Below are 16,535 nucleotides of genomic sequence, written 5' to 3' on the forward strand. Positions count from 1 at the left end.
AAATCTACTCAAATGCACAGGCCATATTATCTGACCACGCTGTGTCTTGTAATGATTGTTGTTCAGTACTATCTAACGCTGCGAGTGCCTGCTGGGCTAAATCTAAGGTATCCGCAACTTTCATATCTTCAGGAACTCTTTGTCCATCAGTAACATAACTTAATGGTAATCCGTTTTGGATCAACACACTTAATGCCCCTGCTAACGACACAGATTCATCGAGTTTTGTGAGAACGACACCAGATAGGGGAATGCGTTTAAAATGATTGACTGCATCTTGCAGCACACGGCGCTGTCCTGTCGCAGACAGTACCAGATAACTGCGGATAGGTATCCTGCTATTTGCAGTTAAATTATCAAGTTGCTGGTAAAGACGCATATCTCGTTGTCCCATGCCAGCCGTATCTATCAATACTAGCTTGCGATTCCTAAACTGATAGAGAATTTGCTCTAATTCATTCAGATCATGAGCTTGCTTTACTGGGCAGCCCATTATTTTGCCATAAGTTGCTAATTGCTCATAGGCTCCGATGCGATAATGATCTGTCGTTATCAAAGCCACATGCTCAGCACCGTGATGGGCAGCAAAACGGGCTGCTAGTTTCGCTAACGACGTGGTTTTACCCACACCAGTTGGCCCCACCAATGCCACTACGCCGCCCTGTTTAACAATGTCATCACCTTGATTATCAAGCATATTAGCTAAACTTTGAGGTAAGGCTCTGACTAATTCTGCAGGCGTATAATGTTGGCTCAGCGCCGCTAATTTATTCGCAACCGCAGGGGAAAATTCAGCCTCGAGTAACTTGGCTTCGAGCATAGCACCAACGGGGTCGATGCGTTTCTTATGTTCTGTCATCAAAGAGGACACTTGGTGTGTCAATAAATTACGCAATGAGGCTAACTCATCACGCATTGCCTCAATATCAGCGCTTTGTTTCTGTGATGTTTGTGGCTTCTTATCAAACGTAGCAGGCGCTTCGCGACGCTCCACTTTTGCCGCTGCCGGCGCTTGTAACCCCTGTGCCCATGCGGGTAACGCGGCATCAACTTGCTGATGCGACATTTGTTGATTCAAACGGCTTTGTTGCTTCTCTAGCAAGGCTTGTAATGAGTCAGCAGGTGCCGCTGGCTTAGCACGGGTTTCTACTCGTACTGGCTGCTTAGCACCCAAGGACACAAGGTCGTCACTCACGTCCATAAAGGTTGGCGCTGGCGCAGTAGCTGCGGTTTTCGCTTTAGGTTCGTCATAGTCAACGGCGGCGACAATTTCGATGCCCCCATTCACTTTCTTATTTGACATAATGACGGCATCTGAGCCGAGTGTTTCTTTCACTTGGGCCAGTGCGGCGCGCATGTCTTTGGCAAAAAATCGTTTAATCTTCACTTATGCGTCCTCTACTGGCCGACTGCAGATACGATACGTATTTGCTTCTCATCAGGTATTTCTTGATATGAAATGACTCTGAGATTAGGAATAGTATGTTTAACAAAGCGTGACAGCGTCGCGCGTAACATACCTGACGTCAACAATATGGCGGGTTGTCCGACCATTTCTTGCTTCTGAGCCGCATCGGCAAGGGACTGCTGCATGCGTTCTGCAAGACCGGGTTCAATGTTAGGACCATCACCACCGGTTGCTTGCATTGACTGATGCAACATCTGTTCCAACTCTGGCGCCAAAGTTATGACAGGGATTTCGAGCTCTGGGCCTGAGATTTCCTGAACGATCATACGTTTCAACGCGATACGGACTGCAGCAGTCAAGACTTCAGTGTCATTACTCTTAGTGCCGTATTCTAACAAAGTTTGCACTATAGTACGCAAGTCTCTGACTGAAACCCCTTCATTTAATAGGTTCTGCATCACTTTTACGACATGCCCTAACGGCATGACATCAGGAATAAAGCCATCCACCAGCTTAGGCGAATGTTTCGCAAGCATATCCATCAGTTGTTGCACTTCTTCGTATCCTAACAACTTAGCAGCATTATTGGTCAGCAATTGACTAATATGGGTTGCCACAACCGTAGCGGCATCGACAACCGTATACCCTAATGTTTGGGCATGCTCACGTAATTCAGGGGCAATCCATACTGCTTCAAGACCAAAAGCTGGATCGCGCGTTTCGATACCATCGAGCTTGCCATAGACTTGGCCAGGATTAATCGCCAATTCGCAGTCGTGACGAATATCCGCCTCACCAACAACAACGCCCATTAGAGAAATGCGGTAGGCATTAGGTGACAAATCTAAGTTATCGCGAATATGCACCGCAGGCACTAAGAAGCCCAACTCTTGCGATAACTTCTTACGGACGCCTTTGATACGGCTTAATAACTCGCCACCTTGGCCCTTATCGACCAGTGGAATTAAGCGATAGCCAACCTCAAGGCCAATAGTATCAACATGATGCACATCGTCCCAGCCCAGTTCTTTAGGCTCTTTATCTTGTCTCTCAATCGGACCAGATTTGACTTGTTCTAGGGCTTTAATACGTTTCGTCTCATTGCGCTTATAGACAAAATAGGCAGCACCCGCAGTAATAAAGGCGAAGCTTAAGAACGCCATATGCGGCATGCCAGGGACAATACCCATGACAAATAACACTCCGGCGGCGATACCCAATGATTTATGACTGTCAAACATCTGACTCATCATCATTTGGCCCATATCGCCCGATTCATTTTGACGGGTTACCATCAAGGCAGCAGCGATTGACAACAACAAACCTGGGATCTGCGCCACCAGACCATCACCAATGGTCAGCAAGGTATAAATTTCAACCGCTTCAGAGAAACTTAAGCCATGTTGAACAATACCTATGATGAAACCACCTAAGATGTTAATCACTAAAATCATGATACCCGCAATTGCATCACCTTTTACGAATTTTGAAGCACCATCCATCGCGCCATAAAAATCAGCTTCACGGGTCACTTCGGCGCGACGTAATCTTGCTTGATCTTGATTCAAAGTTCCGGCATTTAAGTCGGCATCAATAGCCATTTGCTTACCAGGCATAGCGTCCAAGGTAAAGCGGGCGCTCACTTCTGCGATACGACCGGCACCTTTAGTAACCACCGCAAAGTTGATGATAATCAAAATGATAAAGACAACTAAACCAACGGCATAGTTACCGCCAATCACCACAGAACCGAAGGCTTCAATTACCTTACCAGCCGCATCACCACCATTATGCCCCTCGAGTAACACTACACGAGTAGAAGCGACGTTTAGCGCAAGGCGTAATAACGTCGCCACTAGTAGAACACTTGGGAAAGCGGCAAAATCCAACGGTCTATCAGTATAAATTGCGACTAATAATACGATGAGCGCTAAGGCTATGTTGAATGAAAAAAGTATGTCTAGTAAGAATGGAGGGATAGGTAAAACTATCATGGCCAATGCTGCGAGTACGAGTATAGGAGTGCCTATACCTTTAAACGTGCTCAAGCGCATTTGTTTTACTTGACCTAAGGTCGCTCTAACATCCATTCATATTTACCTAAACTTTGACGTATGACAGCATGAAAGCAAAAAGTACGCCAATAGCGTATTGGCGCACAATAATATCACGACTTCAAAGAATTTTTAGCTTAGATCTTAATATTTTAACTCATCGGGAATGGGTTGATTAAGTGGGATTGGAATAGGCTTGCGACCTCGGCCTTTTTGGTACTGGCGCAACTGGAATACATATGCCAAAATCTGCGCCACTGCGGTAAACAATCCTTCAGGAATTTGTTGATCTAACTTAGTCGTATGGTATATAGCTCTTGCTAATGGCGGGGCTGAGACGATTGTCACGTTATGGGCCCTTGCTATCTCACGAATTTTAAATGCGACATCATCGACACCTTTGGCAACAACAAAAGGCGCGACTGAACGCTGCACGTCATATTTAATCGCTACCGCAAAATGCTCAGGGTTAACGACGATGACATCGGCATTGGGTACTTCGGCCATCATTCGACGCTGAGCCAACTCGCGTTGCATCTGCCGTACTCGCCCTTTGACTTCAGGCTTCCCTTCAGTATCTTTATACTCATCTTTAACTTCTTGTTTGGTCATCTTAAGTTGTTTGTTGTGATTCCAAAGTTGAAATGGCACATCGATGACGACAATTAACAAAATAGAGGAACATAACAGGATAAACATCCACACGAGCAAATCTAATGCATGGTAAACATTCCCAGGAAGATGGTCGCTAGACAACAACAGAATTTCATTAAAATAAAAGCTCAGTAGCAAATATGCAGAAAATGCCACCACAGAAAACTTGGCAATCCCCTTTGTCAGCTCAACTACTGCTTGCACGCCAAACATGCGCTTTAGACCTGCTGCAGGGCTCATTTTACTGGCCTTAGGCATCATAGCTTGGGTCGAAAAATTCATTCCACCTAAGGCAATGTTGCCGATAAAAGCAACAACGACGATCAACAGCATAATTTTTGCCATAGGCCAGGCGATTTCGCTCGCGACAACGCCCCAGACATTAAACATTTCTTCGGTATCAAAAATTTGTGCCCTGTCCATGGTAAAAACAGTCTCAAACACCCGAGTTAAACTCGTGGCTAGACTAGGACCTAGCATATAAAAACCACATGCTGCCGAAATTAATACCGCTGCTGTACCGAGTTCTTTAGAACGCGCAATCTGCCCTTTTTCCCGCGCCTGTTCTAGACGCCTCCCTGTGGGTTCCTCACTGCGTTCACCGCTTGATTCTTCAGCCATGGGCTGCTCCTAATACCGTCATATCAAGCCATCTGCGTTACATTGAAGCGCTAACATATCGCAAAGCAGCACTTGAGCCGCGGCCCACACTTCATCAAAATGCTCCATAACAGGTGTTAAGGTTAACCAAAGAATAAACAGCCCGCCAATCATAGTGATCGGAAAACCTATAGAGAAAATGTTTAACTGCGGCGCGGCGCGGGTCATCACCCCGAAGGACAAATTGACTAACAACAGGGCGATAATCGCGGATATCGACATAGTTAATGCCGCACCAAACATATACGAACCCCAATCTGCTAGAGCACGGTAGCTAGTGAGTGTTAATCCTTGATTTGAAATGGGTAGGGTATCAAAGCTCGCCACCAGCATACGGATCATCAACAGATGGCCATCTACAGCTAAGAAGATCAATGTCGCCAACAATAGGAAAAAGTTACCAATAACCGGAGTTTGCTGACCAGAACCGGGATCCACCATAGAGGCAAAACCGAGACTGGTTTGCATACCAATAATCTGTCCGGTTAATACAAAAACTTGCATCACCATTTGAGTCACAAACCCCATGGCAACACCAATAATGATTTGCTGCGCTGTGATAAATACTGCGCTGAGTGAAAATAAATCGGCATTTTGAACGGGAGGAAGCACTGGTGCTATCGCAAAGGTAATCGCCATAGCCAATAATAAGCGTACGCGGCTCGGTGTTGTTGCCGCCCCAAATACCACCATTACCATCAGCATACTGGTGACACGAAACAGCGGCCACATATAAGCGGCAATGGTCTGCATTAAGGTATCGAGCAGCAACTCCATTGGGTTAGCCTATTACTTGCGGGATGCGATTAACCATCTCGACAAAAAAGTCCATTAGGGTTTCTACTAACCAATGTCCCATGAACATCAAACCGAAAAGTGTCACTAATAATCGCGGAAGAAAGCTTAATGTCTGTTCGTTGATCGAAGTCGCGGCTTGAAACACAGCAACAATCAAACCGATACCTAGCCCAGGTAGTACAATAGCAGACACCATCATGACAATAACGGATAGAGCCTCACGAAAAATATCAATTAGCGCCTCTGGACTCATGTGCGTACTCTCCCTTGGCTACCCGAAACTATTCGCTAATGTCCCTAGGACTAAGCTCCAACCATCGACGAGCACAAACAGCATAATCTTAAACGGTAGCGACACTATCATAGGAGATAACATCATCATACCCATGGCCATTAAGATACTGGCCACCACAAGATCTAACACTAAAAATGGCACGAACAACATAAAGCCAATTTGAAAAGCTGTTTTCAACTCGCTGGTAATAAAGGCGGGGATCAGCACACTCATCGGAGCTTCTTCGGGCGACTTAATGTTCTTATATCCTGAAATTTCGATAAAAGTTTTTAAGTCAGTGGTCCTGACTTGCCCCAACATAAAACCTTTGAGTGGCTCTTTGCCTTTTTCAAACGCTTGCAGCAAGGTTAACTGCTCTTCAATGTAAGGCTTAACCCCTTCGTCATAAATCCGGTCAAACACCGGCGCCATAATAAAGAAGGTCATGAATAAACTCATGCCAATTAAGACTTGATTAGACGGCGTCTGTTGCAACCCAATGGCTTGACGTAATATTGACAGAACTATGATGATCCGCGTGAAAGAGGTCAACATAATGAGCATCGCAGGTAAAAAACTCAGCGATGTCATCAACAGTAAAATCTGCATTGTGACCGAGTATTCTGTTGAACCGTCAGGTCCTGTTGTTACGGTAACCGCAGGCAAAACACCATCGGCAGCCCATGCCGACGGCATGCATAACAGAATAACTAAGCCAACTAACGCGAGGATACGTGTTGTCATTGTTTTAATTTCGCCTGACGTAGCCGACTCGCAAAGGAATCAGACTCTATATGGATAGGTTCAGCTAACTTATCGATCAAACTCACCTGCTGCGAGCTCACTCCAAGTAAATATTGCTGTTCCCCCACCTGTACCAAGACTAAACGCTCTTTTTGACCGAGGGAAGTCACGGCTATCGTTTTTAGAACACCGTTGGTAGTGGGTACTAAATTGAACCGCCTCAGTAGATAAGCTAACGCAAAAATTAAGAGTAAAACCAGAATCAAGCCACCTAACATACTCGCTAGGGTTGCGACTTGAGAAGGTTCAGCCATTTTTGCGGCTGTAGGAACGGCTGGAGTCATGTTCGCTGCGCTTTCCCCGAGGCTATCGGCGCTCGTTTGAACCGCTGCCACTAAACTCTGTATTACCGATGTGCTCATTTAAAGTTCCAACTACTTATACAGCTCGTATTATTTAAGCTTTTTAATTCGCTCGGTTTGACTGATCACATCGGTTAAACGAATACCGAATTTATCGTTTACTACCACAACCTCACCATGCGCAATCAGCGTACCGTTAACCATCACATCTAAGGGTTCACCTGCAACTCTGTCTAGCTCAACCACAGAACCTTGGTTTAACTGCAACAGGTTACGAATACTAATGTAGCTACGGCCCACTTCCATAGAGATAGTGACGGGGATATCTAAAATAGTATCTAATTTTGCCGCTTCTGCCTTAGTGATAGGTCTTGAATCATCAACTAATTCATCGAGTTCAATCGCGTTAGCTTCCTCTAGGGCTTGTTCTGCCATTGCTGCAGCCCAATCATCCGTATCGTCTGTGCTCATCTTACTTCACCTTATAATTCTGATATATCGCGAGATTTACCCTTGCGCGTCACTAATTGTAGCTCGGATTTAACTGTCTCTGGCCGAGGGATCTTTTCATATATTTTAAGCGCTAGGTTATCTCTAGAACGGCCCATTTTACAACGATATGTCGGTAAATCCTCGATTTTCATCATAATATATTCCGGCAGCTCAATCGGAATAATATCGCCCGCTTTAAAATTCATCACATCTTTGAGCGTTAACTCATGTTCCACAATATTGGCATCGAACCCAACCTTCACATCCATGATTTCATCATGCAATGCCTGAGACCAACGCATGTCAGTATCTTGCTTATCACTTTGTACACCGGCATCGAGCAACTCGCGAATAGGCTCAATCATGGAATAAGGCATAGTGATATGGAAATCACCGCCACCGCCATCGACTTCAATATGGAATGAGTTAATCACGACAACTTCGGTAGGGCTGACAATGTTGGCCATGGCCGGATTGACTTCAGAGTCCAAATAATCAAACTCCACATCCATTACAGGTGCCCAAGCATCTTTATAATCTTCAAAAATTATTTTGAGCAACAGTTGTACAATACGTCTTTCTGTTGGCGTAAATTCACGCCCTTCAATCTTGGCATGGAAACGCCCATCACCACCAAAGAAGTTATCCACTAGGATGAACACCAATCGAGCTTCCATGGTGATCAATGCAGTACCTTTGAGCGGACTAAAACGCACCATATTCAAGCTAGTAGGAACGAATAGCGTATGTACATACTCGCCAAACTTGAGCATCTGTACACCGTTAATCGACACTTCGGCAGCACGGCGCATCATATTGAACATGCTGATACGCAAATGGCGTGCAAAACGCTCATTCACGATTTCCAACGTCGGCATACGCCCACGAACTATTCGATCTTGGGAAGAGAAGTCGTAAGAGCGAGCATCTTCTCCGACAGCGTCAATTTCATCATCATCGACGTCATCAACCCCGTGCAGTAGCGCATCAATTTCGTCTTGGCTTAATAAATCACTCACTATATTGCCTTCGCCTCTTTTGGTGCTGAAATTAAAGGGTTATTGCATCACAAAACCAGTAAACAGCACTTTCTCGACAACTTTACGGCCAGTAACCGACTGCAAAGTATTTTGCACACTCAAGAGTGCTAACTGACGTAACTCATCTTTCCCAGCCTGCGTACTGAGTTTTTGCACATCAGCGCCGCTAAAGGTCGTTAACAGCGCATCTTCAATCAGGGGGATGTGTTTTTGTGTCAGCACATCATCGTCTGTACCACGCACCATAAGTTGTACTTTGATCTCAACTAAACGCGCTCTATCAGGCCCAGGTAAGTTGAATAAGAAAGGGCGTGGCATAGGCACATATGAAGCAGTGGCTAAATCTCCAGAGGCAGGGGCTTCAGCCTGAACAGTTCCATCAGCGGCAGCGACTGGTACTTCCTCGGAGCTGCTCCCCATAAAAAACCATACGCCGCCACCGATTAAAAGAGCGACTAGAACACCTACTCCAGCGAAAATAAACAGTTTTTTCTTACTTTTAGGCTCTTCGGTACTTTCAAGTTCTAACGATTCTTCCTTAGCCATCACTATTCTCTTTAATTTAGGCGGAACAAATGACGATTCTGGTTTACCGAAACGTCATTATGTTAGTCATTGCTATAGGTTACCTACTTAAGCGTAATAATCTATACCTGAATTTACACTAGTGGCTTGATTTAAACCTAAATGTAGCTCTTCTGCTGAGATTTCATCCACATCAGCCCCATTTGAACCGCCACCATCACCAAAACCACCCTCTCGACGTTCACCTTGGCCACCTTGAGACACATGACTATCAGCCAATTGCATCCCTTGCTCTTGCAGTAATTCGCGCAATCTCGGCATAGCTTGTTCAACCAGATCACGCGTTTGTGTCTGAGTGACATGGAACTGTACTTGGGTTTGATCTCCATGCACTTGGATTTTTACCAGCATATGCCCAAGCTCTGGGGGATCAAGCCTAATCTCTGCATGTTGAATACCTTGACTCACCATAGTAATCAACTGTTGCTTCATCACGGGTGAAAACCGTTGGATCATCTCTTGCATTTGGTTCTGCTGATCAACACCTTGGCGTAATGATAGCTGAACTTGCATTGTTTCTTGGCGATTTACTTGTGACATCGAGAGTGTATGGATTGATGATGTAGACTTAATATCTGAGAAGGTACTGCCATCATCAATAAAATTTTCATCTCGGGGAATATCCATCGCAACGGTCAATTTTGCATCTTTAAGTAATAGGTTAGCAGCCAGTTCTGGATTAAGACTCCCATCAAGATCACTTTCTGTTACAGACTGAGTAGCCGATGATTCAGAAGAAACAGCAGAACCTAAAGTATTAAGTTCAAAGGTATTTGCTGAGGTCGTAACGTTACCTGTATTGAGACTGCCCAATATCGGAGCACTCGCGGCACTAGCTGATGACTTTGGCGAAGTGCTCATCGTCGATTTTGTCGTTGAACTATTCGTTAAACCAGCTTGATTAACCACAGCGTTAAGTGTGACTTCATTCTCGACTAAAGGCTCATCTATGCTAACGCCCACTTGAGTGGTAGCGACAAGCTCTGTGTCTTCTATCTGTAATTCAGCATCATCGATCAAATTGGGGTCAATGACAGCATCTGTATCCACTGACGCTGCAATTGTATTTGGATCTATGGGGAGGATCTGAACGAGCGGCTTATCAGTCAAAGGGACTGGCTTAACATCATTATCAGCAGCAGATACAGCCACTGGCGCATCTGGCGCAGAAGAAACTAACTTTTGTAATTCAGCAGAGAAACCCACTTCATCAATCATTGCATCTGATGCCTGCTCAACATCGGCAGAAATAGCTGACACTAATGAAGGATCGATGAATACGGCCGATGTCGCATCAGCATTTTCTTCACCTGCTATGTCAGTGGTATCTTCGCCTGTCATGTCAGTGGTATCTTCAGCATTTAAAAATACCGGCGGCAAACTCTCTCCCTCTGATGCCGTTTTCTTCATGTCATTTGCCATGCTGATCTGGGCGAAGATGAGATTTACGTCAGCATCATCCGTTGATATGTCTTTATCATTTACTTTATCAGTAGAGGCGATCTGCACTTTATCGTCAGTATTCGCTGTAGCCTTTTTAGGCGCGGAAATAGAAAATGAGCTAGCGGAGACAGACGCAAGTGTAGATGAAAAGTCTTCATTATTAGACTCTTGGGAAGATGTCTTAGCGGAATTGGCCGCAGAGTTGCCTGTTTTACTCAACAGGATATTGGTCATTTGTTGCATAAGTGCTCCCAAACATCACCCAGCAGAAAAGAAAATGGCTAGGTAGAAACGTCAATTAAACACTGCGGTTGCAGGGTCATGGACTAAATCAAAGCAAATAAGATGCCAAAACTTCAGTTTTTACTGCAGCATATTGAAAAGAATAAAACTCAGGGAAAGAAGTCGAACAAATGTTCTGCACCATAAGCGGCAACAGAAAACTGAACTCATACGAGTTAGTGAATGGCAAAGATACCGATCATTTAACGCACCATTACACTAACGCTGATGACGGCGATAAAACTGCTGAGAAGCAAATTCATCGGTCATTTTCTGCTCTCGTTTTTGTTCAACAACTTGGCGCTTCTTCTCTTTACTCGCTAACAGTAATTCCACTGCCTTACGTTTTTTCTGTTTTTCCAACCAATACTGTTGTCGATATTCTTTTTGTTTTTCACCGTCGGCCACAACGCGATTTTGCTGAGTAATAGCATCATCAATCTGACGAATAAAGCGATGAAACTGGTGATAATGACTGGCGCTAATGGCTTGGCCTTGCTGGGATTGCATTTGCTTCATGTATTCTAAGCGATAGTTATTCAGTGCACTGAGTTGATTCAGCCGCTTTTGGCACTCTAACTGCGCCGACTTTAACAATAATGCCGCTTGTTCTTCGGCATCATTGGCGAGCTTTAACACTAACAACAAGGGATCGGCGTTAGCCATACTAGACCTCGATTAATTCGATGACGCCATTATTTGCACTGAGCGGCAAGTTGCCCGAGCATGACTTGGCTATCGGTAAAACTGAATGCATCACGCATGGTTTGGCGTAAAAAAGCATTCATCGCCGGCTGTAATCGTATCGCATTATCGATTCGAGGATCGCTTCCTTGAGCATAAGCGCCAATTGAAATCAAATCCCGATTTTGCTGATACAAGGAATAAGTTTGTTTCACGCGGCGCATCGCTTCCAAATGTTCATTGGAGATCACCATAGGCGCGACTCGGCTAATGGAGGCTTCGATATCAATGGCAGGATAGTGCCCAGAGTCCGCAAGCGAACGTGACAAGACTATGTGACCATCGAGGATCGCCCGCGATGCATCGGCAATGGGATCCTGTTGATCGTCCCCTTCCGTCAACACAGTATAAAATGCCGTAATTGAACCTTGACCTGGGCCACCGTTGCCGGCGCGCTCAACTAAACGCGGCAGCTTGGCAAACACTGAAGGCGGATAGCCTTTGGTGGCAGGCGGCTCACCCACAGCCAAAGCAATTTCCCGCTGCGCTTGGGCGTAGCGCGTCAAACTATCCATTAATAACAAGACGTTATAGCCTAAATCGCGGAAATATTCGGCAATACGAGTCGAGGTTTCACAGGCGCGCAAGCGCATCAGCGGCGAGGTATCTGCAGGCGCGGCAACAACAACAGAACGCGCTCGACCTTTGTCCCCAAGAATTTCTTCAATAAACTCTTTTACTTCACGGCCACGTTCGCCCACCAGCCCAACCACAATAATATCGGCAGTGGTACCGCGGGTCATCATGCCTAAGAGCACACTCTTACCCACACCAGAACCGGCAAACAAGCCCATACGTTGGCCTTTACCCACAGTCAGCATGGCATTAATGGCGCGAACGCCAACGTCCAGCGGCTCGGTAATAGCACGGCGAGATAAGGGGTTAATGGCAGCGCTATGTCTTGGCGCTTGTTGATCAGTCTGCAACGCACCTAAACCATCTAAAGGCACGCCGTTACCATCGAGCACGCGCCCTAACAGGGACAAGCCGACATTGAGTCCAGTTTGTTCCCCTAAAGGAACCACCCGGGCACCGGGTAATACCCCACGTAATTCTTCGATAGGCATTAAATAAAGGAGTTCACCATCAAAGCCGACAACTTCGGCAATTAACTCGCCCGCCATAGTTTCGATGGAACATAAGCTGCCTACAGGCGCGCGGCAACCGCTCGCCTCTAAGGTTAAGCCAACAACACGCACCAGCTGACCACTGGCGACAGCACGAAATGGCGGCACTTTATCCTGATGATGATTAAGCCTATTCAGCAGTTGGTGTTGGCGATTTTGCATCTGTTCTGGCATCCGATTGGGTATCTAAGTGCTCACCTGTATTTGAGGCAGATTGCATATCCTCAGCGTCTTGGTTAACCGTATCGACAGCTTGGTTATCCGCCGTTTGATCATCAAGCTCAGACTCAAGCGCCACAGCAACTTGTTTGGCAGTATCTTCAGCTTCAATTGTCTCTTGCAGTTGATGCTGTTTATCACTCAAATGCGCATGTTGATTTCGTAATGACTCAAACACAGTATCAATACGCGATGAAAGCGTTAAATCGACTAATGAGCGATGACTGCTCAGAATACAATCGCCTGCACTTAACGTCGGATCGACTTCAAGTTCCCATTTACTGCGGGTCAGTTGGGCGGTGGAATAAAGTTGTTCGACAAGGATCACATCGTCAGGGTGCAGCCGAATAGTCACCGCTTGCTCTTTAATTGGTAGCGACTCTATGCCTAAGCGTAATGCCGAAAGCACTTGTTCTGGATGGGTTTTTAATTCGTGACCTATGACTGATTTAGCTAATGTCATACTCAAGTTCAGTAGGGAGAGCTCAATATCACCATCGAGTAATTGCAATGGCTTTTCAAATTGGGTTAATAAGGCTTCAAACCGCGAAAGTAAAACCTTGGCTTGAGCTAAACCGGTTTCTAATCCTTGCTCATGCCCTTGGGCGAGACCTTCGGTATGGCCTTGCTCTAAGCCTTCTAAGCGACCTTTTTCTAGCCCTTGCTCGTAACCTTGTTGTTTACCTTCGGCAAACCCTTCTTCTTCAGCTTGCGCGCGAATGTCTTCAATCTCGGCCATCGTCGGCGGAGAAACACTCTCAACCGTCGTCGGCTTAGCGGCTTGATGATTCGAATGGCCGAACAAATTCGAGATAGAATCGTCATCGGCTTCAGTCACATCTGGCAGTGCCCAGTGACTAAACTCAATATCACCGTCGCTCAAGACCTTATTTGACGGTTTATTGTCGCTCGGATTAGAGGAACTCATCGCCACCACCGCCGCCTAACATAATTTCGCCGCTGTCACTTAAGCGACGGGCAATAGACAGGATTTCTTTTTGGGCGACTTCCACTTCACTGATACGGATTGGACCCATGGCCTCAAGATCGTCACGCAGCAATTCTGCGGCACGTTTTGACATGTTGCCCAAGATTTTTTCTTTCAGCTGATCATCTGTGCCTTTAAGCGCCTTCATCAGTACATCTTGCTGCACTTCACGGAGCAGTGCTTGAATACCACGGTCATCAACATCGATTAAGTTTTCAAACACGAACATCAAGTCTTGGATTTGCTGCGCCATTTCTTCATCAGACTCGCGCATGGTTTCCATCAACTGACTTTCGATACCCGTATCTAAATAGTTCATGATGTTGGCAGCCGCTTTTAGGCCACCCATTTTCGCGGCCTGTGCGCCACCTTGACCGGCAAACTGTTTCTCCATGATGTCGTTCAGCTCTTGCAGTGCAGCGGGCTGAACTTCTTCAAGATTCGCAATCCGCATCATCAAATCTAAGCGAGTATTTTCAGGGAATTGACCAAAAATTTCCGCCGCCTGATCGGGTTCTAAATAGGACAACACGATCGTTTGGATCTGAGGATGTTCGTTTTGAATAATGGTCGCTACTTGGCGTGCATCCATCCATTTCAACGAATCCAAACCTTTAGCACCGCTGCCCATGATAATCTGTTCAATCAGATTACCCGCTTTATCTTCACCCAGCGCGGCGGTTAAGGCTTTACGAACGAACTCTTCGCTGTTGAAACCAATAGAAGAATACTTTTGTATATCATCGAGAAACAGCTTATGTACCCCGATGACTTTTTCTTGACCAAACTCATCCATTGCCGCCATCGCCATACCCACTTTTTGCACTTGCTTCGGCTCTAAGTGTTTTAAAATAGATGCAGCATCGGCCTCACTCAAACTGAGGAGTAAGATCGCGGTCTTTTCGACACCGCTAATATCCTTAATGTTAAAGGCAGGTGGGGCCGCTGGAGCCACTTCTTTCGTTTTATTCTCAGCCATTGTCTTGTAACCAGTTTTTCACGACTTGAGTAGAGAGCTCAGGCTCATTCGCCACGAGCGCACGGATAGCTTTAATCATATCATCATCTTTGTGCAAATTAGGGATATGAATTGAACCATCATCGGCATAACTGTATTCCGCCTCTTGGGTATTGAGCATCCCTAGCGTATCTGCCGCGTACTGGTCCTCAATTTCGGCCAGTTCGTTACCTAATCTGCCATCCTCAGGCATATTCACACTGTCAGGATAGATTAAGCGTTTCAGCATAGGCCGTACCACAGCTAAAATCAGTACCAGAATCACTAGCGCACCAATACCGAGCTTAATCGCGCGCCAGAACCAAGGTTGCTCCCACAGTTCTAGTGCTGGCAAGTCTTCAACTAATTGATCCATAAAGGGAACCGTTACCACTTCTAACACATCACCCCGTTGCGAGCTAAAACCGACTGCCCCTTCGAGTAAACGACGAATGTTGGTCAGCTCTTGTTCAGTACGGGCAACACGCGCCACTTGACCATTTTCTCCGGCAGCACCGGGTTTAAAGTCCACAGCAACCGACACACTAATGCGGCGAACGGCGCCAACTTGCTGACGGGTATGGCTAATGGTGGTATCTAACTCAAAATTACGTGTCGCCTCACGGTGTGAATTACCCGCAGTGACAGACTCGGTCGCTTTAGTCGCATCTTGCGGAATGTTTGACTCCATTGGTGGCTGATTCGATAGCGCACCAGGGATCCCACCCGAAGAGCCGCCAGTGGTATTATTTTCAACGGTCATTTCGCTGCGCAGGGCTGGTAAATCAGGGTTGTAACGCTTAGAGGTTTGTTCGACCGCAGTAAAGTCCATGCTAACATCGACTTGAGAGGTGAAATTATCAGGACCTAAGATAGGTACCAAAATCGATTCAATCTTAGTGCGATACTCTGCTTCTTTTTGCTGTACTAATTCAAGCTCGCGACGGGCAGTCGCAGACGCGCCATCTTGGCTGCCTGAGTTTAATAAGCGGCCGTTCGAGTCAGTTACCGTCACCCGTGATGGCTCTAAACCTTGCACAGCAGAGGCAACGATATCAACGATAGCGTCGACTTCACCTTGGCCTAAACCGCCACGGCGGGTATTGATGACCACAGTCGCACTTGGTTTTGAGGCATTGCGAGCAAAGACGTTTTCTTTAGGTAACGCGAGGATCACTTTGGCGCGGCTAACACTTTGTAGTTGCTCAATTGCACGGGCAAGGTTTTCTTCTTGGCTGTGCTTAAGACGGGCTTGCTCCATACGTTGGCTAACACCAAAGCCGCTGTCTTGATTCAAGAAATCTTGACTAGCTGCAGGGCTGTCGACGCCTGCGCGGCTCAGCATCATTTTCACTTCTTGATATTTATCTTCGGGGACTTTAATCACGTCCACGTCGATTTGATACTTAACTTTATTTTTATCAAGCACATCTAATACTTGAACCATTTCCTGAGTTTCCATTTTTCCCAATGGACGATACTCAGGCTCCTGTGCCCACAGCATGACAAATACGGCCAAGGCCAAACAAATCGCCAAGGCTAAAATCATAGTTACTTGACGCATCATATCGACACCGCCAAGGTTTCCCATCATTCCTGACTTATGTTCTTGCTGGACACCTTGGTCAGCTAAGCCGGAATTGGATCCGACAATCATTTCTGTG

At 46.0% G+C, this 16,535-nt stretch carries 16 protein-coding genes; all 16 read right to left on the bottom strand.

Translation table 11 applies throughout. The features are described 5' to 3' along the window. Positions 1–4: 4 nt before the first annotated feature. The 16 genes from flhF to fliF all read right to left on the bottom strand — a co-directional run bounded on the left by flhF (position 5) and on the right by fliF (position 16,528). Positions 5–1,387 carry a flagellar biosynthesis protein FlhF gene (flhF, locus tag MO387_RS03545; protein WP_126491522.1) on the bottom strand — a complete coding sequence of 461 codons (1,383 nt, stop codon included), beginning with the start codon at positions 1,385–1,387 and terminating at the stop codon, positions 5–7. Positions 1,388–1,398: 11 nt separating this feature from the next. Further along, a complete protein-coding gene (flhA, locus tag MO387_RS03550; protein WP_107404157.1) occupies positions 1,399–3,498 on the bottom strand; it encodes a flagellar biosynthesis protein FlhA in 2,100 nt (699 codons plus the stop codon). A gap of 108 nt (positions 3,499–3,606) precedes the next feature. Further along, on the bottom strand, positions 3,607–4,737 hold the full coding sequence (gene flhB / locus MO387_RS03555) for a flagellar biosynthesis protein FlhB (protein WP_242326021.1): 1,131 nt from the start codon (positions 4,735–4,737) through the stop codon (positions 3,607–3,609). 18 nt (positions 4,738–4,755) lie between these two features. After that, the gene (fliR, locus tag MO387_RS03560) at positions 4,756–5,553 is read right to left on the bottom strand and encodes a flagellar biosynthetic protein FliR (RefSeq protein WP_242326022.1); all 798 of its coding nucleotides are present in this window, start codon (positions 5,551–5,553) and stop codon (positions 4,756–4,758) included. A gap of 4 nt (positions 5,554–5,557) precedes the next feature. Beyond that, complete coding sequence (gene fliQ / locus MO387_RS03565) at positions 5,558–5,827, bottom strand: flagellar biosynthesis protein FliQ (RefSeq protein ID WP_107404155.1); 270 nt, start codon at positions 5,825–5,827, stop codon at positions 5,558–5,560. A gap of 18 nt (positions 5,828–5,845) precedes the next feature. Continuing rightward, a complete protein-coding gene (fliP, locus tag MO387_RS03570) occupies positions 5,846–6,592 on the bottom strand; it encodes a flagellar type III secretion system pore protein FliP (RefSeq protein ID WP_242326023.1) in 747 nt (248 codons plus the stop codon). Continuing rightward, positions 6,589–7,014 (bottom strand): flagellar biosynthetic protein FliO, encoded by a 426-nt coding sequence (fliO, locus tag MO387_RS03575; protein WP_242326024.1) that lies wholly within the window; start codon positions 7,012–7,014, stop codon positions 6,589–6,591. Before fliO ends, fliP begins: the two co-directional genes overlap by 4 nt. Positions 7,015–7,044: 30 nt before the next feature. Further along, positions 7,045–7,425: a flagellar motor switch protein FliN gene (fliN, locus tag MO387_RS03580; RefSeq protein WP_006082397.1), complete on the bottom strand. Its 381-nt coding sequence runs from the start codon at positions 7,423–7,425 to the stop codon at positions 7,045–7,047. Between the two features lie 11 nt (positions 7,426–7,436). Next, positions 7,437–8,465 (bottom strand): flagellar motor switch protein FliM, encoded by a 1,029-nt coding sequence (fliM, locus tag MO387_RS03585; RefSeq protein WP_006082398.1) that lies wholly within the window; start codon positions 8,463–8,465, stop codon positions 7,437–7,439. A 39-nt stretch (positions 8,466–8,504) separates the two neighbouring features. Then, positions 8,505–9,032: a flagellar basal body-associated protein FliL gene (gene fliL / locus MO387_RS03590; RefSeq protein WP_242326025.1), complete on the bottom strand. Its 528-nt coding sequence runs from the start codon at positions 9,030–9,032 to the stop codon at positions 8,505–8,507. A gap of 87 nt (positions 9,033–9,119) precedes the next feature. Continuing rightward, entirely contained in the window at positions 9,120–10,757 is a 1,638-nt protein-coding gene (locus MO387_RS03595) for a flagellar hook-length control protein FliK (RefSeq protein WP_242326026.1), read from the bottom strand. Positions 10,758–11,015: 258 nt separating this feature from the next. Next, entirely contained in the window at positions 11,016–11,462 is a 447-nt protein-coding gene (gene fliJ, locus MO387_RS03600) for a flagellar export protein FliJ (protein WP_242326027.1), read from the bottom strand. A gap of 29 nt (positions 11,463–11,491) precedes the next feature. Then, on the bottom strand, positions 11,492–12,829 hold the full coding sequence (fliI, locus tag MO387_RS03605) for a flagellar protein export ATPase FliI (RefSeq protein WP_006082403.1): 1,338 nt from the start codon (positions 12,827–12,829) through the stop codon (positions 11,492–11,494). Continuing rightward, complete coding sequence (gene fliH, locus MO387_RS03610; protein ID WP_242326029.1) at positions 12,798–13,814, bottom strand: flagellar assembly protein FliH; 1,017 nt, start codon at positions 13,812–13,814, stop codon at positions 12,798–12,800. Before fliH ends, fliI begins: the two co-directional genes overlap by 32 nt. Beyond that, positions 13,801–14,853, bottom strand: a complete 1,053-nt coding sequence (gene fliG / locus MO387_RS03615) for a flagellar motor switch protein FliG (protein WP_006082405.1) — start codon at positions 14,851–14,853, stop codon at positions 13,801–13,803. The genes fliH and fliG overlap by 14 nt, the downstream gene beginning before the upstream one ends. Then, positions 14,846–16,528 carry a flagellar basal-body MS-ring/collar protein FliF gene (gene fliF / locus MO387_RS03620; RefSeq protein ID WP_198555691.1) on the bottom strand — a complete coding sequence of 561 codons (1,683 nt, stop codon included), beginning with the start codon at positions 16,526–16,528 and terminating at the stop codon, positions 14,846–14,848. The genes fliG and fliF overlap by 8 nt, the downstream gene beginning before the upstream one ends. Between the last annotated feature and the right edge of the window lie 7 nt (positions 16,529–16,535).

Source organism: Shewanella sp. N2AIL, assembly GCF_022690845.1.
GTDB classification, from domain to species: domain Bacteria; phylum Pseudomonadota; class Gammaproteobacteria; order Enterobacterales; family Shewanellaceae; genus Shewanella; species Shewanella baltica.